The organism is Pseudoalteromonas sp. UBA2102, assembly GCF_002331165.1.
GTDB classification, from domain to species: Bacteria; Pseudomonadota; Gammaproteobacteria; order Enterobacterales; family Alteromonadaceae; genus Pseudoalteromonas; species Pseudoalteromonas atlantica.
The window spans coordinates 1-21,598 of sequence record NZ_DCYU01000087.1; the positions used below are offsets into that span (position 1 = coordinate 1).

The 21,598-nt window shown below is 41.3% G+C and carries 21 protein-coding genes; 11 read left to right on the forward strand and 10 right to left on the reverse strand.

The annotated features are described in order from the left end of the window. Positions 1-297: 297 nt before the first annotated feature. Positions 298-2,181 (reverse strand): AMP-binding protein, encoded by a 1,884-nt coding sequence (locus B2R65_RS11815; RefSeq protein WP_286742880.1) that lies wholly within the window; start codon positions 2,179-2,181, stop codon positions 298-300. A 184-nt stretch (positions 2,182-2,365) separates the two neighbouring features. On the opposite strand from B2R65_RS11815, the gene B2R65_RS11820 reads away from it, so the two are divergent. Further along, positions 2,366-2,770 carry a nucleotide triphosphate diphosphatase NUDT15 gene (locus B2R65_RS11820; protein ID WP_286742881.1) on the forward strand — a complete coding sequence of 135 codons (405 nt, stop codon included), beginning with the start codon at positions 2,366-2,368 and terminating at the stop codon, positions 2,768-2,770. Here B2R65_RS11820 and B2R65_RS11825 read toward each other — a convergent pair. The 4 genes from B2R65_RS11825 to B2R65_RS11840 all read right to left on the reverse strand — a co-directional run bounded on the left by B2R65_RS11825 (position 2,760) and on the right by B2R65_RS11840 (position 6,834). Further along, complete coding sequence (locus B2R65_RS11825; RefSeq protein ID WP_055252782.1) at positions 2,760-3,848, reverse strand: polysaccharide lyase family 7 protein; 1,089 nt, start codon at positions 3,846-3,848, stop codon at positions 2,760-2,762. The two genes, B2R65_RS11820 and B2R65_RS11825, sit on opposite strands and share 11 nt — an antisense overlap. A gap of 128 nt (positions 3,849-3,976) precedes the next feature. Next, positions 3,977-4,927, reverse strand: a complete 951-nt coding sequence (locus B2R65_RS11830) for an alpha/beta fold hydrolase (RefSeq protein WP_024033222.1) — start codon at positions 4,925-4,927, stop codon at positions 3,977-3,979. A gap of 46 nt (positions 4,928-4,973) precedes the next feature. After that, a complete protein-coding gene (locus tag B2R65_RS11835; RefSeq protein ID WP_055252902.1) occupies positions 4,974-5,744 on the reverse strand; it encodes a substrate-binding periplasmic protein in 771 nt (256 codons plus the stop codon). 94 nt (positions 5,745-5,838) lie between these two features. Continuing rightward, a complete protein-coding gene (locus B2R65_RS11840) occupies positions 5,839-6,834 on the reverse strand; it encodes an AraC family transcriptional regulator (protein ID WP_286742882.1) in 996 nt (331 codons plus the stop codon). 97 nt (positions 6,835-6,931) lie between these two features. Between B2R65_RS11840 and B2R65_RS11845 the strand changes: the two genes are divergently transcribed. Continuing rightward, entirely contained in the window at positions 6,932-7,378 is a 447-nt protein-coding gene (locus B2R65_RS11845) for an SRPBCC family protein (RefSeq protein ID WP_286742883.1), read from the forward strand. Continuing rightward, positions 7,375-8,202, forward strand: coding sequence for a sterol desaturase family protein (locus B2R65_RS11850; protein WP_121637908.1), 828 nt, complete (start codon positions 7,375-7,377; stop codon positions 8,200-8,202). Before B2R65_RS11845 ends, B2R65_RS11850 begins: the two co-directional genes overlap by 4 nt. Before the next feature lies 1 nt (position 8,203). On the opposite strand, the gene B2R65_RS11855 is transcribed toward B2R65_RS11850, so the two are convergent. Then, positions 8,204-8,587, reverse strand: a complete 384-nt coding sequence (locus B2R65_RS11855; protein WP_004586056.1) for a hypothetical protein — start codon at positions 8,585-8,587, stop codon at positions 8,204-8,206. Next, positions 8,584-8,889 carry a hypothetical protein gene (locus tag B2R65_RS11860; protein WP_096740407.1) on the reverse strand — a complete coding sequence of 102 codons (306 nt, stop codon included), beginning with the start codon at positions 8,887-8,889 and terminating at the stop codon, positions 8,584-8,586. The genes B2R65_RS11855 and B2R65_RS11860 overlap by 4 nt, the downstream gene beginning before the upstream one ends. A gap of 271 nt (positions 8,890-9,160) precedes the next feature. On the opposite strand from B2R65_RS11860, the gene B2R65_RS11865 reads away from it, so the two are divergent. Next, positions 9,161-9,580, forward strand: a complete 420-nt coding sequence (locus tag B2R65_RS11865; protein ID WP_121637907.1) for a VOC family protein — start codon at positions 9,161-9,163, stop codon at positions 9,578-9,580. A 153-nt stretch (positions 9,581-9,733) separates the two neighbouring features. Further along, on the forward strand, positions 9,734-10,519 hold the full coding sequence (locus B2R65_RS11870) for a hypothetical protein (protein WP_286742889.1): 786 nt from the start codon (positions 9,734-9,736) through the stop codon (positions 10,517-10,519). Positions 10,520-10,544: 25 nt separating this feature from the next. Here the strand turns inward: B2R65_RS11870 and B2R65_RS11875 are convergent, their stop codons facing one another. After that, positions 10,545-12,131, reverse strand: a complete 1,587-nt coding sequence (locus B2R65_RS11875; RefSeq protein ID WP_273587219.1) for a sensor domain-containing diguanylate cyclase — start codon at positions 12,129-12,131, stop codon at positions 10,545-10,547. A gap of 293 nt (positions 12,132-12,424) precedes the next feature. On the opposite strand from B2R65_RS11875, the gene B2R65_RS11880 reads away from it, so the two are divergent. After that, positions 12,425-12,883 (forward strand): DoxX family protein, encoded by a 459-nt coding sequence (locus B2R65_RS11880; RefSeq protein WP_064384698.1) that lies wholly within the window; start codon positions 12,425-12,427, stop codon positions 12,881-12,883. A 73-nt stretch (positions 12,884-12,956) separates the two neighbouring features. Here B2R65_RS11880 and B2R65_RS11885 read toward each other — a convergent pair whose 3' ends face one another. Further along, the gene (locus tag B2R65_RS11885) at positions 12,957-16,055 is read right to left on the reverse strand and encodes a beta-galactosidase (RefSeq protein ID WP_286742897.1); all 3,099 of its coding nucleotides are present in this window, start codon (positions 16,053-16,055) and stop codon (positions 12,957-12,959) included. A gap of 111 nt (positions 16,056-16,166) precedes the next feature. Here B2R65_RS11885 and B2R65_RS11890 point away from each other — a divergent pair, with 111 nt between their 5' ends. Further along, positions 16,167-16,994, forward strand: coding sequence for an AraC family transcriptional regulator (locus B2R65_RS11890; protein ID WP_286742900.1), 828 nt, complete (start codon positions 16,167-16,169; stop codon positions 16,992-16,994). On the opposite strand, the gene B2R65_RS11895 is transcribed toward B2R65_RS11890, so the two are convergent. Further along, a complete protein-coding gene (locus tag B2R65_RS11895) occupies positions 16,991-17,974 on the reverse strand; it encodes a permease (RefSeq protein ID WP_286742902.1) in 984 nt (327 codons plus the stop codon). The genes B2R65_RS11890 and B2R65_RS11895 overlap by 4 nt on opposite strands. Before the next feature lie 242 nt (positions 17,975-18,216). Here B2R65_RS11895 and B2R65_RS11900 point away from each other — a divergent pair, with 242 nt between their 5' ends. The 4 genes from B2R65_RS11900 (at position 18,217) to B2R65_RS11915 (ending at position 21,591) form a co-directional block, all read left to right on the forward strand. Then, positions 18,217-18,510: an ArsR/SmtB family transcription factor gene (locus B2R65_RS11900; RefSeq protein ID WP_024033207.1), complete on the forward strand. Its 294-nt coding sequence runs from the start codon at positions 18,217-18,219 to the stop codon at positions 18,508-18,510. 116 nt (positions 18,511-18,626) lie between these two features. Further along, entirely contained in the window at positions 18,627-18,935 is a 309-nt protein-coding gene (locus B2R65_RS11905; RefSeq protein WP_004586064.1) for a hypothetical protein, read from the forward strand. A gap of 149 nt (positions 18,936-19,084) precedes the next feature. Then, on the forward strand, positions 19,085-20,347 hold the full coding sequence (locus B2R65_RS11910; RefSeq protein ID WP_096042244.1) for a TolC family protein: 1,263 nt from the start codon (positions 19,085-19,087) through the stop codon (positions 20,345-20,347). Next, positions 20,344-21,591, forward strand: coding sequence for an efflux RND transporter periplasmic adaptor subunit (locus B2R65_RS11915; RefSeq protein WP_286742908.1), 1,248 nt, complete (start codon positions 20,344-20,346; stop codon positions 21,589-21,591). Before B2R65_RS11910 ends, B2R65_RS11915 begins: the two co-directional genes overlap by 4 nt. Positions 21,592-21,598 lie beyond the last annotated feature (7 nt).

Sequence of the window (21,598 nt, forward strand, 5' to 3'; positions counted from 1 at the left end):
CGTCCTGCTCACGCCCTTTACCTACATCCATGTAGGCAACAAAGAGTAAATAGCCCCTAGGAAGAACCCATTGGGCAGCGCCTGTTTGGCATTAATGCTACGTTATCGCCTATTTGTGGGGAACAACCACACTATATAGGCTCTGCCTTGCCTAAATACCAAACAGACAGCTGCAAATTTAACCTTAAAAGATCAACAGACCCTAGCATTAAGTAAGAAAGTGCTAATGAGTATAAAATTTCAGTCAAAGTAAAAGCCATTTTATTTTAAATATAAAATGGCTTTGTTAGGTTGGATTTAACGCAGGGTGAGCTGCTGGTTTATTTCTTCAAAAATACCGGCATCGTCTATGGTTGAAGGAATTTGTAGTTCGTCGCCATCGACCAGTTGACGTAAATTTTTGCGTAGTATTTTACCTGAACGAGTTTTTGGTAATCGCTCTACGCTTATTATTGTTTTAAGGCACGCTATAGCGCCTATTTGGTTGCGTACTGTTTGCACAAGCTCTTGCTCTACATCGGTAGGGGAGCCGGTAAAGTCGTTTTTAAGTACGATCATGGCCATCGGTAATTGGCCTTTTAGTGTATCGGTAACCCCAAACACCGCGCACTCTGCAACGGCTGGGTGGGATGCGACTATTTCTTCCATTTCGCCGGTTGAAAGCCTATGGCCTGCTACGTTTATAACATCGTCGGTGCGGCCCATTATAAATAGGTAACCATCGTCATCTATGTAACCACCATCGCCGGAAAGATAATACCCCGGGTACTGAGTTAAATAACCGGTTTTAAAGCGCGCTGTGTTTTGCCAAATGGTGGGTAAGCAACCTGGCGGCAGCGGCAATTTTATAGCCACCACGCCTTGCTCGTTTGGTGCGCATTGCTCGCCTTGCATATTTAATATTTGCACATCAAACCCAGGAGTTGGCACGGTAGAGCTACCTGGTTTTGTTACTAATTCTTCTATGCCTACAGGATTACAGGCAATAGCCCAGCCGGTTTCTGTTTGCCACCAGTGATCGAGTATTGGCAGGTTGGTTTTTTCTTTTAGCCAGTTATACGTTGGCGGGTCGAGCCGCTCTCCCGCTAAAAATAAGCGTTTTAAACTACTGGTGTTGTATTGCTTAAAGCCCTCTGCGTTAGGGTCTTCTTTTTTGATGGCTCTAAACGCAGTGGGCGCTGTAAATAATGCAGTTACTTGGTATTGCTCTACTACTCGCCAAAATGCACTGGCATCAGGTGTGCGAACTGGTTTGCCTTCAAACAATACTGTTGTGCAGCGATAAATTAGCGGGGCATACACTATGTAGGAGTGCCCAACGACCCAGCCTATATCTGAGGCAGCCCAAAACACCTCGCCGGGCTGCATGCCGTAAACGGTTTCCATGCTGTAGTGCATAGCAACACCATGGCCGCCGTTTTCACGCACTACGCCTTTAGGCGTACCTGTGGTGCCTGAGGTATATAAAATATAAAGAGGATCACGCCCACTTACAGGTACTGGCTCTACTGCAGTGGCTGTTTGCATTGCCTCATCCCAGTTAATATCTCTTGTGGGGATAAGCGTGGCAGCTACTTGTTCGCGCTGGTAAATAACGCAGTGATCTATTTTATGATTGGCAAGATCTATGGCGTGATCAATCAGCGGTTTATATTCTATTACGCTATCTACCTCTACACCGCACGAAGCGCTCAGTATGAGTTTAGGTTTAGCATCGTCTATACGTACGGCAAGTTCATGCGCTGCAAAACCACCAAATACCACAGAGTGTATAGCGCCTAATCGGGCGCAGGCCAGCATGCCTATTACAGCTTGGGGGATCATGGGCATATAAATAACAACGCGGTCGCCTTTACTAACGCCTAACGATTGCATTACACCGGCAAATTTAGCTACCTCTTGCTGTAGCTGGTAGTAGCTATATTTCTGCTGCGTATTGGTTACGGGGGAGTCGTAAATAAGCGCGGTTTGCTCGCCAAAACCGGCAATAACGTGTTGGTCGAGCGCTAAAAAACTGGTGTTTAGTTGGCCATCATCAAACCAATGGTAAAGGCCGTCAGTGTCTTGTGTGTAGGCGTTTTCGGGCTTTTTATACCAAGGTAGGCGCTTTGCTTGTTCAAGCCAAAATTGTGCTGGGTTTTGTTTAAAGCTTTCGTATTGTTGTTTATATGGGCCTAACATAGTGGGCTCCTAATACTAAATGTGTGTGAGAGACCTTACAAAAGGTAGGCTTTTTTTTAACCGATAGGTATTCGACTATGGTCGGCTAAAAGTTAAACAACACTTTGGGTTTTAAAATACAAAATTGACAATACAAAGCGTGTGGCTCAGCATGGCGCGCAATTAAAATAAGAGAAAACACAATATGAGTAACGTAGTAAGAGTAGGGGTTGCGGTTATTATAATGCGCCAAAACACTATTTTATTAGGTGAGCGAATAGGGGCGCATGGTGCAAATACATGGGCAACGCCTGGTGGGCATTTAGAATTTGGTGAAAGTGTTGAGCAGTGCGCAATACGCGAGGTATTTGAGGAAACAGGGCTAAATGTGAGTAAAATTACTAAGCTTGATTTTACTAACGATATTTTTAGTGCTGAGAATAAACACTACATTACTTTATACGTAAAAGCCGATTACGAGGGCGGCGAGCCTGTGCTAAACGAGCCAAATAAATGTATGCAGTGGCGCTGGTGCGACATTAATAATTTACCATCGCCACTGTTTACATCACTTAAAAACTACTTAACTACAACAACGCTTACGGTTTAGTTGATGGGCTTAATACTAATTTTTTAAAGCTCACTTGGGCGTAATCACCATTTTGCTTGTCGGTGGCCCAATCGCCAGTGCCTAAACAGCCTGGGTACCAAATGCCTTTAGCGCTTTTGGTGCTACATTGGTTATATGCACCCGCTTTAAAGTAATGCCAATCGGCAGCATAGCCATTAGGGTGATCTTTTTCATCTACCTTGCCATAGGCATCTACGTTATTGCCTAAGTTAATTGCGTAGTTAACGTCTTTTTTGCCTTGGGCGCTAAAGGTTAAGTACATCATGTTTTTATGCACGTTTACTGTGTAACTAAAGTCTTCGCCAAGCGCTATGCCTGTCGCACCGGGATCGTCCGAGTTTTCCCAGGTATTACCCCACACAGGGTATGTAATGTCGGTTCGGTTAGGATCTTTTTTTGGTAAGTTACGTTCGTAATTCCAAAAAACAGATCCGGTTTTATGGCCAGGCCATTTTTTATAATAAATTTTAAGTGGTTCGTTACCCCAGCCAAAACCCAGTTTTGTATCTATTAAGGCTTGGTCTTTACCTGCGTGAATTTGCCCTACCACCACAGAATAAGCGGCTTTTTTATTAGGATCGTTAGCGCGAAGCGCAACATGATCCACCTTTAGCGTGGCTTCCATTTTTCCGCCTACCGAGCCAAAGCGCTCCGATAGCGGGTGTACAGCTAGGGCAAAATTATTCTTTGAATTTTTAGTTTTTATTTTGGTATTGGTGCCGCGGATCATTTGTCTTAGTTCACTGCGGGTATTGGTTGAATTGGCACTGGTAAGCGCTTTGTTTGGCGAGGTAAATACCATATAACCTTGATCATCAAGATAGAAAAAATCAGGGTGCGCGTAGGTTTGGATCTCTTCTACGTCTACGGTATCTATTTTTCCATCGTTATTGAGATCTACAGGTACGTTTATTTTCCATTGCGATAAATCAAATTTTGACGCAGGTACTGCGACATTACTATCAACAGGTGTACTTGTGCTGGCACAGCCCATAAATAGCAAAGGGGTAACAGCAGCCAGTGCTGTGAGTTTAAAAGTAGATGTTAGATTTTTCATTGTTGTCTCTGTGTGATGATATTAAAAATGAGCGATATTAACTTCGCTTAACTTTAATCTAACATACCAATTTAAAATATCAACATTACCAATTTTTTGTTTGTGTAGTTTTTGTAGTGCCTTTTTGGTTATACCAATGTGGTTTTTTGTTGCTGTTGTTTTTTGCGTTTTTTATTTAGGTGTTTGCGCTGCGCTTTTTTTACATGCTTAACTATCCACTTTGTCATAAGGGGCATAAGTTCTGGCGCAAAGTTATGGCCCATACCAGGGACTACTCTTAGCTTGGCTTTTTTTATAAGGCTTGCCGTTTTTTTGCCTGCACTTACGGGTATTACCACATCGTCGCTGCCGTGAATTACTAAAGTAGGCGTTTTAATTTTACGAATTAAATGTTGCCTATCTTTACTCGCGGCCATAGCAATAAGTTGGCGTTTGTAGCCACTTGGATTATGCGAGCGCTCTACAATTTGCGTTGCATGATGGCGAAGTGCGTCTTCTGATTGAGGGTAAGCAGGGCTGCCAATAAGTTGGTTAAGTTTAATGTTGTAGTTTATTGCCTCATCACGGCTGGATGTTTTGGGCTTTAGTTTGGCAAGCTTTATAAACACGCCAATGCTTTTGGCACTCAGCCTTGGCAGGCTAGAGCTTGACATAATAGTGGTTAAACTTAGCACCTTTTTTTTATGTTGAGCTGCAATTAGCTGAGCAATCATACCGCCCATAGAAGCACCTACAAAATGCGCTTTTTTTATTTTAAGGGCCGCCATAAGCGCCAATACATCGTTTGCCATATCATCAAGTAAATAGGGCGTTTGCGTGCGTATGGGCAGGCGTTTACTTAACCACGATTTAAATAAACTCGGGCTAGGGTGATGCTCTAAATGGGTAGATAGGCCAGTGTCGCGGTTATCAAAGCGTATAACCCTAAAGCCTTTTTTTACTAAGGTGTAGTAAAGCGAGTCGGGCCACACAGTCATTTGTGCGCCTAAACCCATAATAAGTATGATTGCGGGGGCTTTTTTATCGCCTTCGTCTTGGTAACTGAGTTTTATACCCTGAGGTGTTTTAATTGTTCGCATAGCCAACTAGCAGTGTTTGCGTTGCTAAAATTATAGACCCTGTTTATTACAACTTGTTGGCAGTAGCCGGAAGCGGTAGCTGCCACTTGGTTAAAATAGCCTGATATTCGCCGTTTTCTTTTAGCGTGTTAAGTGCATGGCTAATAGCGCTTGCGGTGTGTTTATCTAGGGTTTTGTTGGCACTAAAATATAATTTTGAAGGGTAGTCGGTTAAATGAATTCGCTTAGTTATTAAATTGGGATTTAGGCCTGAGTGCTTTAGCTCGTTATTTAATGTAAGTGTATTGGTTAGTACAAAGTCGATGCGTTTTTTATAAAGCATTTGCCACAGTTGCTGATAGTAGCTTACAAGAACTAGGTTTTTGTCTTCGGTAAAACCGGCGTTTTTTAAATAGGTGGCACTTGAATAGCCACGTATTGTGGCCACTTGGTAAAATTTTGCGTGATTAAGGTGGGTAACTTCATCAGTACGGTTTTTTAAGCTAACTAAATAAGCATCGGCAAAGTATGACTCACCTAGCCAGGTGTATTGCCTTGCTCTAATGGGGGTTTTTAAAAGAGACAATGCAATTGCATTTGGGTTGTTTTTAAGCATTGTAAAAATACGCGCCATAGGAATTATTTCAAACTTGGCGGATAGCTTTGTGTGTTTAATGGTGGCTTTGGCTAAATCGACTAATGCGCCGTCGGGTTCGTTATTTTCATTTATAAAATGATAAGGCGGGAGATCTTCTGCTACAAAGGTAATGGTTTGTGCGTTGCACATGGCGCTATAAAGCATAAACACACAAATACTTAATACTACACGCACAAATATAACCCACATTTTTAATTATTATGCGCTCTAGTTTAAAGAGTGTTGATTAAAAGGTATACCATAAATGTTTATTTAATGTGAATAACACTGTGGTTCATTTACGTTTTAAAAATTGTGTGGGTGTGCAATGGTGCCATCGTAAAAAAGCACGATTAAACGAGCTCTGATCTTTAAAGCCTAACAGGTTAGCTAGTTCGCTAAGTGGGAGCGTGCCAACTAACGTGTGGGAGCGGTTTTTTCTTTCTTGTTCTAGCAATTGCGCAAAGGTTACATGTTGTTTTTTTAAATGTCGCTGTAGCGTGCGCGGTGTTACGTTTAGTGCGCTTGCAACTGCAATAAGCTGGCAATTTTGTAATGTTGTTTTTGCAATAAGTAGCTGTTTAACTTTTTCTGTTAAGCACTGCTGACTTTTAAAACGCGATAGCTGCTGTTGTGAAAGCTGCTTAAATGTAGCATTTACAATGGCGTTATCGGTTTTAAAGGCAAGGTTTAAATAACTGCTCGGAAAGTTTATTTGGTTATGCGCTGCGCCGCTTATAACGGGGCATTTAAACCACGCCTCTAACTGTTGTGTGTGCCTTTTAGGCCAATTATGTATAAAGCTGATACTGCTTGGGCAAAGTGATGCGTTTATCAATTGGCGAATAACGCTTACCCACGCAGTCATGTTTCGTAATACTACTTGTTCATTACAATGAGGATGAGCATGCCAGCGCACCGTAGCGGTGTCTGCAGTTTGTAAAAACTGCGCTTTACCAATATCTGCCACTAAGCTGTCGTAATTTAACAGTGCCTTTATAGCGCTACTTAGGGTATCGCTCGATTCTATTAAATAGCCCAATATACCGTAATCTGCGGGGCGAATGTGCATACCTAAAGTAAAACCAAACAGCGGATCGTTTAGCGCTTTTTGGCCATACACAAGCAGCGCATTGTAACTTTGTAAACTAATCCGGGGTGCTAATTGCTGACTATGCTGGCGACTAAATTCAGTAAACCCGATTGCCTTAAGAGCCGTACTAGAATCAATACCTTGGGTTTGCAAGTAATCTAAAATGCTTGAAAAGTAATGATCAGCCAGTGTATGCATTTGTCGTCTAAAGCTAAAAAATGGTCGTGTATGAGCAAGCTTGCCATGTTCAATTTTTATATGCTAGTTACATGAGTAATTATCTTCGCTGTAAACAATGATCTTTATATCAATAAAACAAACGCTTAATGCAGATCCTTTGCAAATAATAACCACCTTGTTGGATCATCAACAGTTAGATCGTTTTTTTAATGCCAAGTTTGAGCTAATAAAAACAGCAAATAGCGGTGAGCTAAAAGGCGGTAAAGGTGCCATTAGGCAAGTGAAAATGGCAAATGCCACGTTTAATGAGCGTATAATAATGGCTAACCCCAGCCACATTTGCTACCAAATAGAAGGTAATAAGCCTGTGGCGCACCATCAAGGTGATATTTATTTAGTTGCTAATACAGGGGCTAAAAGTATCACTACCGAGCTTAATTATTGTATACGCTGCAAAGCGCCGTGGTGGCTGCCAAATGCTTTGCTAAAACACCTAATTAGTAAAGATATAACCCAGGCATTAAATAAACTGCAGCATTACTTTATGGCGGGCAAAGTATGAACTCAGAAATTATTTTACTTGCCCTAAGCCCTGTGTTTTTAGTGTTTGTATGCTTTGAATTTGTAAAATTTAAGCGCTATTACAATATAAAAGACAGCCTAGCAAACACCGTTTTAGCCTTGTTGCACCAAGGCGCAGATGCAATGGCACTGCTGCTACTTATGCCATTTTTTTACATGCTTTACGAGTACCGCTTATTTGATATAAAGCTAAGTGTATTAAGCGTTGCTTTTGCATTTTTACTGCAAGATTTTTTGTACTATTGGTTTCATCGTGCGTCGCATCATATTCATTGGTTGTGGGCTGCGCATGTGGTTCACCACAGCTCCACTAAAATGAATTTTACCACTGCGTTTAGGCAAAGCATAATGTACCCAGTAGCCGGCATGTGGGTATTTTGGCTACCTATGATACTACTAGGGTTTGACCCTTTAACCGTATTTAGTGTAGTAGCACTTAATTTGGCGTATCAATTTTTTGTGCACACGCAAATAGTGGCTAAGTTAGGTTGGTTTGAAAGCGTATTTAATACGCCATCGCACCACAGGGTTCATCATGCAATTAATAAACGCTACCTTGATAAAAACTTTGCCGGTGTGCTTATTATTTGGGATAAAATATTTGGCACCTTTGTAGAAGAAGACAAAAACCAGCCCTGTAAATACGGCATAGTAGGGCAGCTAAATAGTAATAACCCACTAATAATAACGTTTCATCAGTGGGCTTATTTATTAAAAAGTACCTATACGGCGAAAGGGTTAAAAGCTAAATGCAAAGTACTATTTGGCTACCCAACCAGTAGTGTTAAGGTTAAAAACGAGTGATTTAGCCAAGTGGCTTTTTACTTCTTGGCGCTCCGAGTAAAATAAACATGTGGCAAATACAAATAGATAAAAACGCACTCACACCTAACGCACCGCCATAACCATCAAGCTTTGGTACCAGGTATTCAAATAAAAACGAAAATAAAATAGATGAGCTGGCCACGGTATAAATACCAAAACGGTGTGGGGCGCTCATGCCTATAAATGTGCCGCCAAAAAACACGACTGAGTATAAGTCGGGGTTTAGGTTTAAAGCACTTAATAGTAAATAAGCAATAATAGAAAGCGAGGCCGATGCACGTATGCCGTCAAAACGATTATGTTTGGCTAAGTAAAACGTTAAAAACGCACCTAGTAAGGCTATAAATGGGTATTCTAAATTCATAAAACCATTCCTTTGGCCAACATAAATAAAGCCACGCTTGCAAAGGCAACACTGCCAAGCTTTCCGCCAAATCCGGTAAACATATTTATGGTAAGCACATATAAACTGGCGCCAATAACAGAAATTATGGCTATTTCCCAATAACTTGTAATTAAGTGTGTAGAGCACATACCGGCAAAACTACCTGCGTAAATAGCCGCATAGGGATGATTTTTAAACCGAGCAGGAAAGGGAATAAACGAGCCAATTAGCCCTGTAAGCGCCGCCGAAATAACTAAAGACAATGCAAAAGTTGTGTGCATGGCAAAGCAGGCAACAAAGCCTAAAAAGAAGGTTATAAACTTTAAAAATAAGAATTTAATCATAGTGGCGCATTTTAAACTAATCCTTTTACGCTTTCTAACTATCTCTAATAAATAAAATGTGGGTGGTAGCGTTAAATGTTATTACGGCTACTTTTTAAGCTTGGTTGGTATTAACTATGCTTATTTGTGGCTGTTAATGTTTCATAAATTATATTTTATGTATAATAGAGGTTATTAATATACAAATTTAAAAGATTAAAGGTAATTTATGTCTAACTGTTTGCACTTGGCTATACCCGCTGGCGATTTAAAAGTAGCGAAAACGTTTTACTGTGATGTGCTTGGCTGTAAAACAGGGAACAGCGAAGAAGGGCGCTGGATAGACATAGACTTTTGGGGTAATGAGCTCACATTACACCAAAGCGAAGAGCGCTTACCCACTGTTCGCCACGATGTAGATATGGGCGCAGTGGCGGTACCGCATTTTGGTATTCATTTATCTGAAGATGAATTTAACGGTTTAAAAAGACGCATAGAAGATGCGGGGCTTGAATACCTAGATAAACCGTATCGCCGTTTTGTTGGTGATGAGTTTGAACAAGAAACCTTTTTTATTGAAGATCCAAACGGCAACGTGCTTGAAATGAAAACCATGGTAAACCCTGAGGTTTTATTTAAAAAAGCGTAAGCAATATTTATTAAAGAATAGGCCACTTTTGTAGTGGCCTTTTTTGTACCTATAGATGAAAATAATTACACCGTATGAGTGATATTTATTCACTCTACAGTACGGAATTTTAAACGTAGACTAACGCGCAACTCTCATACTTTATAGTTATTTATGTTGCTGTTAAAACTCACCATTGCGCCATTACTTTTATTATTTATTCACTTTGCTCAAAAACGCTTTGGCAGTTTTGTGAGCGGTATTATTCCGGGCTTGCCTATTACATCGGGCCCTATTTCGTATTTTATTGCGCTTGAGCAAGGTAAGTTATTTGCCAGTAACTCGGCTGTGGCGTCGTTGTATGGCATGAGCGGTATAGGCTTATTTTGTTTTTGTTATGCTGCCATGCTTGCAAAATATGGGGTAGTTAAAGCGCTGTTTGCTACATTAACACTATGGTGCGCTTTTAGTGCATTTACCTTGTTATTGCCGGTGAATATTGCCTTTGCATCGGTGCTCTCGCTTAGTACTTTATTGGTGCTTGCGCTGGCATCTAGTAAGTTAAAATTTGCGCCCGATGCCAAACCTTTTACCGCTTCGTGGGAGCTGCCGCTAAAAATGTTATTGGTCAGCTGCTTTATTATGTTAGTTACGTTTATATCGGCAAAAATAGGGTCAATGTGGAGCGGGTTACTTTCTACTTTTCCGGTAATTTTGGCGGTTATGGGCAGTATTGCGCATGCAAGTGATAAAAAATACTCGGCGTATAAGGTGCTTAACGGCGGCATTATTGGTTCGTTAGGGGGCTGTGTGTTTTTTGCTGTGATTGCACTCGCGCTTAAGTTTGAATTTGTGATTTGGCAGGTATATGCAGCGGCTGCAGTGTGCTCAACTTTATTTACCATTATTATGAGCCACTATGTAAACCGTAAACAATTTGCCAAGCCGGCTACGGTTTAATAGCAATAAGCAGTATTGCCTAAATTTAGCCATCTACTAACGTGAGTGGCTTAACCTTTCGTTGTATTTTTTCGTGGTACATGGCGGTGTCGCCCGCTTTTAAAATTTCATCAATGGAGTGGGGCGGTTCACTAAATACGGTAGTACCCATACTTGCTTTAATGGCTATAGGGTCGTTGTTGTGATTTATTGTGAGCCTATTTAAGGCGGTTTTTAAATGATGAGTTTTAGGGTTTACCTGCGCATTAGTATAAAAATGTGCAAGCACGACAAATTCATCACCGCCTAAGCGCCCTACAGCATCGCTGCTGCGAACACTGCTTTTTAAGCAACGGGCAACGTTGCATAAAGCGTCATCGCCTACAGCATGGCCGTAGCTGTCGTTTATTTGTTTAAAGTCGTCTAAATCTATATACATCAAGCATAATACGCCGCCTTTTTTGGCGTGCATATTGATAAGCGCGGATGATTTTTTAGCCCAGCCCCTGCGGTTTAAAATACCACAAAGGGGGTCGTAGTCTGCTTCGGTTTCGGCGCGCTTTTGTGCAATTCGCATTCGGCTTATACGCCTTGAAACCGCAACAGCTAATAAAAATGATTCAACCGCAAACGCTAACACAAACCCATAACGCTGCATAAACGGGCTTTGGTTAATAAGCAGCACCCTAAAAATCATACTTACTAATACAAAGCTAAGCGCTACAAATACGAGTGTTGCCTCGCGTACACCTTTGAGGGCTTGCATGGCTGCTAAAGTAAAAATAACAGCCACAATAAACAGCGAAGAATAAGCCATTATATGCCCTGCTATTGTCCAAAATAACAGGTCGGTAACGAGCATTTTAAGTACCGCGCATAGCATTACAGTACAGGCCAATGTTTTGAGCAGCTTAGTTAATTTAGGCCAGCGTTTATTAGTCTCGAGTAACGCAAGCATAAACCACGTGGCACTTAGTACGGTTAAGCCAATGCTAAGTAGGTATAAGTTAAAAATAACGCCAGATATATGCTGCGTTACAAATAAATACAGTTGCCCTTCTTGGAGTAAAATAAAGCTGCCAATACAAAAAATGTAAATGCTGTAGAGCTTAAATACACTTTCGTTAAGTCTATGTCCCATTATTAATACATAAAAAATAAGTGTAATGCACAACCCATAAAATGAGCCCATAATCAGCGAATGTTGCTGTGCTTTTTTAAAATAAATATGAGTTGGCTGCCATTTAAACCGCGGTGTGTAATTAAGCTTTGATTCTAATGTTATTGTGGCTGTAAAAGCCCCCGAGTCCATTAAGTAGGCTACTTGCCCTGCTTTTAAGGGCGCTTTTATAGTGTTGTTTTGCTGCCAAGTAAAGCTATCTAACCCCGGGCGTAAAAAGCTTAGTACGCCACCATTTTTAACAGAGCAACTTATTTGATATTGATTAACACCGCGTTGAGCAGTGAGTTCAGAAGGAGTATTTACCTTTAGCACTGAGGCAGGCGTGGGTGAGTTTAAGTGCTTTATTTTACATGTATCGGCAGCATGAGAATCAAAAGTAATAAATAACGTGAGCAAAGTAATGAAAACAAAAAAGAGCGCCCCCTTATTTTTAGGTGGGAAAAACGTCAATCTATTACCTTTATAGCTCATAAGCGGATCCAATTTTTACTACTTTTTTTATACTAGCAGAGCCGGACTATTTAGCTATTAGTTTACTGTTTAATAACGCTTAAAAGTGCGCTATTAAACTAGCTCCTGAGGTGTTTATGCCCGCAAGTACAAAATAGGCGCAACTTAGTTAAGTAATTAAAAACACCATGTTGATAATTTGGCAATAATATTCGTATTAATTGTTTTAAATGATGATAGTAAACTGTACTCATTGGTTACTAGCCTTATTAACAATAAAACAGGATCACACTATGAAATACTTACACTCATTATTAAGCTCTAACGCAGGCATGGCAGCACTTATTTTACGTGTACCCGTTGGTTTGATTTTAGCAGCGCACGGTGCACAAAAATTATTTGCTTGGTTTGGCGGCTACGGCCTTGAAGGCACTGGGCAGTGGATGGCAAGCATTGGCCTTGAGCCTGGCTATTGGCTTGCAATGATGGCAGGCAGCGCTGAATTTTTTGGCGGTATTGCCTTAGCCATTGGTTTATTAACGCGCCCAGCAGCTGTAGTTACGGCGTTTACTATGCTGATTGCGATATTTAGCGTGCACATTAGTCATGGTTTATTTGTAGCAAACAACGGCTATGAGTTCGCACTTACTTTGTTAGTTGCAACGGCTGCACTGGCTATACAAGGGGCAGGTAGCTTATCGTTTGATAACGTAATTGCTAAAAAGTTAGCGAACAAATCGCTGCCTCAGTAGTAATAAATAACAATTCAGTATTAAAAAATAGCGGCTAAATTAGCCGCTATTTTTGTATGGATTAAGCGCTGTTTTATTTAGCACTAAATTTTAAAGAGTAGTTGTATTGCTTTTGCTCTAGTAAATACTCTTTATGGGTACTTGGGCTCCACGAGTCATCGCCGCCAACCCCCATATGTTGATGGTCAATATGCACATGTAAGCAATCATCAGCTACTAGCTCATTGGTGTGCTTTGCTTGCGTTAACATGCTTTGTGAGTACTCGCTGGCGGCAAATAAAAACGCACCAGTTACGGTTAAATTATTAATGCTAAGTAATTGGCAATCACTACGTACGCCATTATCGGTTGGGAATATATACGGTGTATGTAGCTCATTATATTGTGCGCTGTAAAACCCTAAGCGCGCAGCCGCTTTACGATCTGGATAGTTTTCAAATGGGCCTAAACCAAGCCAATTTACTTGTGTATCGCTTGGTTTATTAAGCGTTGTGCTTAACCCTATGCGTGGCATGGGCGGGAGAGTATCGTTTAGTTGTACATCAACTTTTAAGCTAATTTCACCGGTATTATAAAGTGTATAAAGCCAAGTTGTTTTTGCTTGTACTGCGCCATTAAATTCATAACTAAATACACAGGTAATACGTATATCTACGGTTGATTGCACTACTTCAAACGAGCGACATGTACGCTGCCACTGCCCAATACCCGCTCTTAACCAGCGTGCTTCCCATGCGTTAGGGTCTAGGTTGTCTACTTCGCTTACGCCTATATCGTTATCAAGCGGGGCACGGTAAAAATTATCAACCAATGGGCTATAAATAACTTGGGTTTGATTGTGTAACCATTGCTCAATAAGGCCTGATTGGCTATTAAACACAAGTTTAAAGGTATCGCCTTCAATATTTAGCTGTGTGTTGGTTTCGCTAATATTTAGTGCGCCGTGCGTTGAGGCGTTTGCTATAGCAGGCGAAAATGCATTAGCGCTTAAACTTTGGCTATTTATAAGCTTAAATTGCTCGGTGTTTAATACATGCTCGGCATTTGCAAAGCTTGAGTCGTTAATCAGCGCAACATCTAAATTAAGGTGATATTGCGCACCTGCTTTAAACACCGTTTTTGTATTAATCGTTAGCGTTTGCGTGCTTTGTGGAGCAATATTAATAATTTGCTCGCCTTGCTCTACACATTGGCCATTTTCTATTAACTGCCAAATAAGCTTTTCGTTATCGGTTGCTCTAAATACATAATCGCTAAATACATCAACGGTGTATTGGTTTTGAGTTTGCTCTCGCAGCGTAAATTGTAAATGTTGCTGGCTGTATTTAGCTTCAAACAGGCTTGGGTGCGGTGTACGGTCTGGGAATAATAAGCCGTTTATACAAAATTGGCGGTCATTTAGTTCATCACCAAAATCGCCACCGTAAGCCCAATAATGCTTACCGTTTTCATCAGTTTTAGATAAACCTTGGTCTACCCAATCCCAAATAAAGCCACCTTGCAAACGCGGGTATTCTCTAAATGCTTGCCAGTAATCATCAAAGCTACCTAGGCTGTTACCCATTGCATGGGCGTATTCACATAAAATAAGTGGGCGCGTTTCACCCGGTAGGCTTAACCACTTTTTAATAGAGTATTTAGGTACGGCGTCGTCGGCAATATGGGTATCTACACGGGCATACATAGGGCAAATAATATCGGTTGCTGTGGTATTTGCGCCGCCACCTTCGTATTGCACTGGGCGCGATGGGTCAAAGCTTTTAGACCAGCCGTACATCGAATCGTGGTTGGCACCGTGCCCGCACTCATTACCCAATGACCAAATAATAATAGAGGGGTGGTTTTTATCGCGCTCAACCATTTGCGTATAGCGCGACATAAATGCGCCAGCCCACTGCGGATCGCTTGCAAGCCTTCCCATAGGAAACATACCGTGAGTTTCTATATTGGCTTCGTCTACTACGTATAAACCTAGCTCGTCACACAGCTCGTAAAAACGAGGGTGGTTAGGGTAGTGAGCGGTACGTACAGCATTAAAGTTATTTTGCTTCATCAGCTTAATATCTTCAATCATGTCGGTGGTACTCACCGTGTGGCCGTTTTCTGGGTGATGCTCGTGGCGATTAACACCGCGAATAAGCAGCGGTTTGCCGTTTAAGCAAAGCTGCCCGTTGAGCATTTCTACTTTTCTAAAGCCAATGTTATAGGCTTCTACGTCTACTGTATTGCCTTGCTCATCTAACAGGCTTACAACGCAGCGGTATAAGGTTGGCGTTTCGGCGGTCCATTTTTTAGGGCTTTGTATATCAATTGTTTGAAATACGACATCGCACCAGCCGCCTTTTTCATCAACACGTTTATTGTTAGTGCTTTGTATGTGTGGCTCACATAGCGCCTGTTCCCTATCAAAAACTTGCACGGCTACTTGGTAGTTATTTGGCGCATCTATTGCGGTTTTTATATGTAGCGCTGCATCGCGGTAGCAGGCGTCTAAATCTGGGGTTATAAATACATCACGTATTTGGTGTTGCGGTTTAGTAAGTAAATTAACATCGCGGAATATACCGCTTAGCCACCACATGTCTTGATCTTCTAGGTAACTGCCATCGCTCCAGCGAATAACCATAACCGCAATGCGATTAGTACCTGCAATTAACAGTTTGCTTAAATCAAATTCGCTGGCTAAGCGGCTATCTTGCGAGTAGCCCACCCATTGACCATTACACCAAAGATGAAACGCCGAGTTTACGCCTTCAAAAATAATATGGTTACGCTGCGCTAATTGATCCGCCGTAATAGTAAACTCAGTGCGGTAGCAACCTGTTGGGTTATCGCTTGGTACAAAAGGCGGATTAACTGCAAAGGGGTATTTAACATTACAATAAATAGGTTTATCAAAGCAGTGTAGTTGCCAATTAGAAGGCACTGGAATACTTTGCCAGTCGCTGGCGAGTGTTTCACTTAGTAATGACTCATCAACCGCTTCGGGTTTATCAAATAATTTAAAATCCCACTGGCCGTTTAAACTTTGTTTTTGTGATTGAGTGTTTGTACGGGCATGCTCAACGCTTTTAAAGCCATTGAGTGGGCTGTGCGCTTTTACTTGATTAACTTGCACCGAAATTGGGTTTTCCCAATCGCGGCGGTTGATTATGTGCTGTAGTGAGTTCATTCGTGTCCTATTGCATGTGTGGCAATTATAGTGGCTTAAATATAGCTAAAATAATGCGTTGCGGTTATGCTTAAAGCTCTCTTTTATTTATCCAAAACTATTATTTTAATTATGCGCAACACTATTGTAGATGTACTCGATATTGGCCCAGAGTGTACAGAGCGGTTTATTGATTTAGCCACGCTTTCGCAAATGCCAAACCTTGAAATAGAGCTGGCAGGTTGCTCAAATTTATTGGGTGATTATTGTGTTGCACGTACTAACCCGCTTGAACACACTCTTTTTTATACTTTGGCTGGCCAGGGCACGCTAAAAACCATTAATAACCAATATACACTTGCCGAAAATAGCTTAGCTATATTGCCTGCAAGGCAAAGTTTTGAGGTTGAAATAGCGAGCGAAAAATGGGATGTGATTTGGCTAAACCTTGCAAATACCAAGCGCTGGCAACATTTAAATTTAGCGCAGGCTAAAGTATTAACTAATCAGCAATTAGCGCCATTACATTTAGCAATGGAGCTTTTATACAGCGAGGCAAACGCTACTTTGCGCGAAGGCGTAATGCCTATTTTAAGCCACTATTTAAACACTACGCTTCAAAGCGAGCCGCAAATAAACGGGCAAAATAGATTAACCAGCTTGTTTTTAGAGGTAGAAGAACGCCTGCAATTTGATTGGACAATAGAGGCTATGTGCGAACAAGTACATTACTCAGCACCGCATTTACACAGGTTATGCCAGGCACAATTTGGTAAAAGCCCAATGCAGCAGCTTATTTATTTACGTATTAAACGGGCTAAAAACTTGCTACTAAATACCCGCTGGCCGGTTGCCCATATTGCCGCTTACGTGGGGTACCCTAATATATTTAATTTTTCAAAACGGTTTAAAAACTCAGTGGGCGTGTCACCCACTGAGTTTAGAAAAATGAGCATTTAAAAAATAGCTTGGTATAAAAAGCCTGCACCAATAGCCATAGTAATAATGACAAACAAAAAGGCGGCTATCATTTGGTTTTTAAAAATTGATTTAAGCAAAATAACTTCTGTTAAGCTTGCGCCCGCGCTGCCAATTATTAATGCCATTACCGAGCCAAGCGCCATGCCTTTTTTGACCAATGCGGCACTGAGCGGAATAACGGCTTCGGCTCTAATATAAAGTGGAATACCAATAATGGCTGCAATAGGAATGGCATACCACATACCATCGCCCGCATATTTAGCAATTAGCTCGGTAGGAATAAAGCCATAAATAAACGAGCCTATTGCTACCCCTAGCATTAAGTACGGAAACACTTGTTTAAAGTCTTTAAAGGTGGCGTGCCACACTTTTACCCAGCGATTAGGCTGCGCTTTTTTAGGCTCTATTGCTTTAGGTTCGCCGCAGTTTGTGGTTGCACAGCTTGGCTCAACTTCTTTAGGCTCACTACAGCTTGGTTTTGCGCAGCTACTAGTAGATTCTGTGCTGTAAGCTTCTGGTTTTACATACCTTTCAAAGCCTAGCTTTTCAAGGGTATAGCCTGCTACAACCGACACCACCATAGCCACTAAAAAGTAAAATAAAGCGACCTGCCAGCCAAAGGTAATTACAAATAACCCAATGATCACCGGGTTAAGTAGCGGGCTGCCAAATAAAAATACCATCATAGGTCCAAAGCCCGCTCTCGCTCTTAATAATCCTTTTAAAAACGGAATGGTTGAGCACGAACAAAATGGTGTAATAGCCCCCAATAAAGCAGCAGCAACGTAGCCCTTACCGTTTTTTGAACTTAAAATAGATTGAATTTTTTCGGGTGTTATAAATAGCTGTAAAACACCCACTAAATAACTAATAACAATAAATAAAATAGTTAACTCTGTAGCTAAAAAGGCAAACATGCCTAACGCCTCTTTTGCCATTGCTAGCATTTCATTACTCATAACGCACTCCAAAGTACACAAGGTATAACTTACGTTAAGTAAGTTATATTTCGAATTTTATGGAAGTATATTGGTGGGCAATAATATCGTCAATACTTTATTTCTAGATATATAGAAATGATTTTTATTCCCTTGTTTTTAAATGTTTTATTTTTTAACTTTTAAGGTAACTTGCTAATAAAGCTGTATTTAAAGATTCAAATTGTTATTATTTCTAATAATTTAGAAATTACGAGGTTGTAATGGAAATTATCGACGTTGCAAAAGCATTAAAAGAATTAGGCCATCCTACGCGTTTAACTATATATAAGCGTGTAGTTAAAGCAGGGCACACTGGAATTAGTGTTGGCAATATACAAGAAGAGCTAAGCATGGCGGGCTCTACACTTTCGCACCATATATCGGGCTTAGTTAACGCTGGGCTAATTAGCCAAAGGCGCGAAGGGCGCACGCTTTATTGCGTGGCTATGTACCAGCGCTTAGACGATGTAATTGGTTTTTTACAAAACGAATGTTGTGTAGACGAAGGGCAGTAAACTTTTATCAACGGTTTTGCGCGTTGTTTATTGACCTCAAGACGCGTGCGGGTTTAATATGCCGCTGTTCCTAGTTTGTAAAATAGGAACCTACTTTAAATTTAATTAGGTAATGGATGCGCTCAAACTACTTTTTAGTCGTGATACTTCTTGTGCTTGTACACAGCTTTATTAGCTGTGATGCTGCCGCGTATCATTTACAAGAAGAAGTCGATCATGCTTCGCACATTCAGTCTGTGGCCGATACAAACGATGAAGACGCGCAACCACCTACTGAAATTCATGCCCATCAGCATTGCCACTGTGGTTACTACAGTACGATAAATCATTCAATAAGCCCTGAACAAAGCCAAGCCACAAACAATGCTTGTTACAATGGTTTAAATTACCCACCAGATGTTCCGCCACCCAATTTTTATAGCTAGTTTTTAAATTTTAAACACTTTGTATATAACTGCCTGCGCCTGTGCGCTACAAGGCTAATTATGTACATATTTAGGTTGCTTAATCGCGCTTGTTATTAAAATAGGCATAGTGATTAAGCCAACTCTGTTTGTTAAAACGGATATGCTATATGAACAAAAAACTACTTATGCTGGTGGCGCTACTGTGTGCACTACCAACACTGAGCGCTTTGGCAAAAAGCGAGCCTCAAAACGTATTAACGCTAAAGCAAGCGCTTAAAAATACTGAGCAGCAAAACTTACAGCTTAAACGCTACCCGTACCATCAAAAAATATTAACCGCGCTTAAAAGCCAAGCCGCGCTTTCACCTAACCCTGAGCTGAGCTTTGAAGCTGAAAACTTTTTAGGAACTCATGGCTCTCATGCGTTTTCGGGGGCGCAGTACACGCTGGCTTTAAGCCAGTTAATTGAGCTTGGCGATAAACGCCAAAATCGTATTAACTACGCTACTGCAAATATAAAAGCGCAAACAATTGAGTATAAAAATACTCGGTTAGCACTTTTAGCAACCACCGCTGAGCGTTATTACCAAGTGCTAAAATTTCAGGCGTTAATTGCACTAAATAGTGAGCGTAAAAACACTGTTAAGCAGGCACTCAACGCAATTGAAAAACGCGCTAAAGCCGGTGCGGTCTCAAGTGCTGATGTAACCCGCATGCGCTATGCATTAAGCCAAGTAGATTTAAACACGGCCATGCTACAAAGTGAATTTGAGCGCTCTCGCTTAGCACTCAATGAGCTTTGGCAAGAGGAGCAAGTGAGTGATTACTATGCGGGCGATTTTTCACAAATGGCTGCTATTAAAAGTGAAGCCGCGCTACTTGCTGCGGTAAATACAGCACCAGAATTTGCACTACTACAGCAGCAATATATGCAACAAACGGCTAATTTAGCGCTGCAACGCTCTAGCGGTCAAAGCGATTTAACCCTTGGTGGTGGTGTGCGTTACAACCAGCAAACTGATGCCAGCTCGTTAGTGTTTTCGTTTTCAATGCCGCTGCAATTAAGTAACGCTAATAGCGGCAATATTGAGGCTGCGCAGCATCAGCTTACGCTACTTAATGAGCAACAAGGGCAATTACGTATACAGTTACGTAAGCAAATACGCACGCTCTATGCGTATTACCAAGGTAAAGCGGCGCAAGCACAGCTTTTAACACAGCGCGTTATTCCACAAGCGCAAACGCTTATAAAGCAAAGTTTAAAAAGCTATCAACAAGGGCAAATATCGGTATTGCAATTACTCGACGCACAGCAAGCTTTATTTGATTCTAAACGCGCACTTATCATAACGCATAGCGAGCTATACCAAGTGCTCCTTACCCTTGAGCGTTTAACTGGCCAACCTTTAATTGAGACTCATCAATCATGAATAAAACTCTTATCGCATTATTAATTACGCAATTACTTACACTCCCATTTTTGAGTAGCATGGCTATGGCGTCGGCTAATCATCACGCAGAAGGTCACGAAGAAGGCCATGAAGATGAACACCAAGAAAAAGGCCCGCATGGCGGCTTTTTACTAACCAATAACACGCTTAATTTAGAGCTTAAATTAACCCAGTTTGCCGGTAATACTGAGCTGCGAATATATGGGTTTAATAACGGTAAAGCCGTTGATATAAACCAGTTAGAGGTAACCATAAACGTGCAGCGTTTAAGTGAAGCGCCACAGCTTATTCGCTTTAAAGCTGAAGATGACTATTTAGTAAGTACCGTGAGCGTAAACGAGCCGCATTCTTTTAAGCTTGATGTAATGGCTCGCTATAAAGGCGCTGAAATAAATTATCATTATGAGCAAGAAGAAGGGCGCACAACGCTAAGCGAGAAAGCAATTGAACGCGCTGGTATTAAAACTGACATTGCAAAAGCTGGTAGCGTTGAGCTAACAGATACTTTATTTGGTGTTATAGCGCCCACTGCGCAGAGCACCGTTGAAGTAATGGCGCCTTATACCGGCTTAGTTAACGATATTTTTGTAAGCATTGGTCAAAGCGTTAAAAAAGGCGAGAAGCTTGCCAGCATAACCAACCGCGAAACCCTACAAAATTATACCATAAAAAGCCCAATTACAGGCGTTATTACCGAGCAATATTTAAAGCGCGGTGAGCTTGCCAGTAGCGCTTTAATGCAAATAGTAAACCTTGAAACCGTATGGGTTGAGCTGTCGGCCTTTCCCGATAACATTGAAAAGCTCGCCATAGGGCAAAGCGCTACAGTGTATGACTTACATCATCATTTAAATGCCCAAGGTGAGGTGTTTTACATAGCCCCAATGATGAGTGGCGGGCATATTGCACGTGCGCGAATCGAACTTAAAAACCCTGATGGCCATTGGCGACCTGGTATGCATGTTAATAGCGACATTAGTACTGCAAAAGTAGATGCGGCTGTACGCGTTAAAGCGATTGCTATTCAGGAATTTAACGGCAAACCTAGTGTGTTTATAAAAAGTGGCAATGTGTTTGAAGTACGCCCTGTAAAACTTGGTGCCAAAAACAGCGAGTGGGTAGAAGTGCTCGAAGGGCTTTCGCCAACCAGTGAGTACGTAACGCAAAACAGTTATGTAATTAAAGCCGATATTTTAAAAAGCGGCGCAAGTCACTCTCACTAGGAGGCAA

Excerpts from the sequence above, each read along its gene's own strand:
- B2R65_RS11915 (WP_286742908.1), top strand. The coding sequence starts at position 20,344 with ATGAATAAAACTCTTATCGCATTATTAATTACGCAATTACTTACACTC.
- B2R65_RS11905 (WP_004586064.1), top strand. The coding sequence starts at position 18,627 with ATGCGCTCAAACTACTTTTTAGTCGTGATACTTCTTGTGCTTGTACAC.
- B2R65_RS11885 (WP_286742897.1), bottom strand. The coding sequence starts at position 16,055 with ATGAACTCACTACAGCACATAATCAACCGCCGCGATTGGGAAAACCCA.
- B2R65_RS11880 (WP_064384698.1), top strand. The coding sequence starts at position 12,425 with ATGAAATACTTACACTCATTATTAAGCTCTAACGCAGGCATGGCAGCA.
- B2R65_RS11865 (WP_121637907.1), top strand. The coding sequence starts at position 9,161 with ATGTCTAACTGTTTGCACTTGGCTATACCCGCTGGCGATTTAAAAGTA.
- B2R65_RS11890 (WP_286742900.1), top strand. The coding sequence starts at position 16,167 with ATGCGCAACACTATTGTAGATGTACTCGATATTGGCCCAGAGTGTACA.
- B2R65_RS11895 (WP_286742902.1), bottom strand. The coding sequence starts at position 17,974 with ATGAGTAATGAAATGCTAGCAATGGCAAAAGAGGCGTTAGGCATGTTT.
- B2R65_RS11855 (WP_004586056.1), bottom strand. The coding sequence starts at position 8,587 with ATGAATTTAGAATACCCATTTATAGCCTTACTAGGTGCGTTTTTAACG.
- B2R65_RS11815 (WP_286742880.1), bottom strand. The coding sequence starts at position 2,181 with ATGTTAGGCCCATATAAACAACAATACGAAAGCTTTAAACAAAACCCA.
- B2R65_RS11910 (WP_096042244.1), top strand. The coding sequence starts at position 19,085 with ATGAACAAAAAACTACTTATGCTGGTGGCGCTACTGTGTGCACTACCA.
- B2R65_RS11850 (WP_121637908.1), top strand. The coding sequence starts at position 7,375 with ATGAACTCAGAAATTATTTTACTTGCCCTAAGCCCTGTGTTTTTAGTG.
- B2R65_RS11870 (WP_286742889.1), top strand. The coding sequence starts at position 9,734 with ATGTTGCTGTTAAAACTCACCATTGCGCCATTACTTTTATTATTTATT.
- B2R65_RS11900 (WP_024033207.1), top strand. The coding sequence starts at position 18,217 with ATGGAAATTATCGACGTTGCAAAAGCATTAAAAGAATTAGGCCATCCT.
- B2R65_RS11825 (WP_055252782.1), bottom strand. The coding sequence starts at position 3,848 with ATGAAAAATCTAACATCTACTTTTAAACTCACAGCACTGGCTGCTGTT.
- B2R65_RS11820 (WP_286742881.1), top strand. The coding sequence starts at position 2,366 with ATGAGTAACGTAGTAAGAGTAGGGGTTGCGGTTATTATAATGCGCCAA.
- B2R65_RS11840 (WP_286742882.1), bottom strand. The coding sequence starts at position 6,834 with ATGCATACACTGGCTGATCATTACTTTTCAAGCATTTTAGATTACTTG.
- B2R65_RS11860 (WP_096740407.1), bottom strand. The coding sequence starts at position 8,889 with ATGCACACAACTTTTGCATTGTCTTTAGTTATTTCGGCGGCGCTTACA.
- B2R65_RS11830 (WP_024033222.1), bottom strand. The coding sequence starts at position 4,927 with ATGCGAACAATTAAAACACCTCAGGGTATAAAACTCAGTTACCAAGAC.
- B2R65_RS11845 (WP_286742883.1), top strand. The coding sequence starts at position 6,932 with ATGATCTTTATATCAATAAAACAAACGCTTAATGCAGATCCTTTGCAA.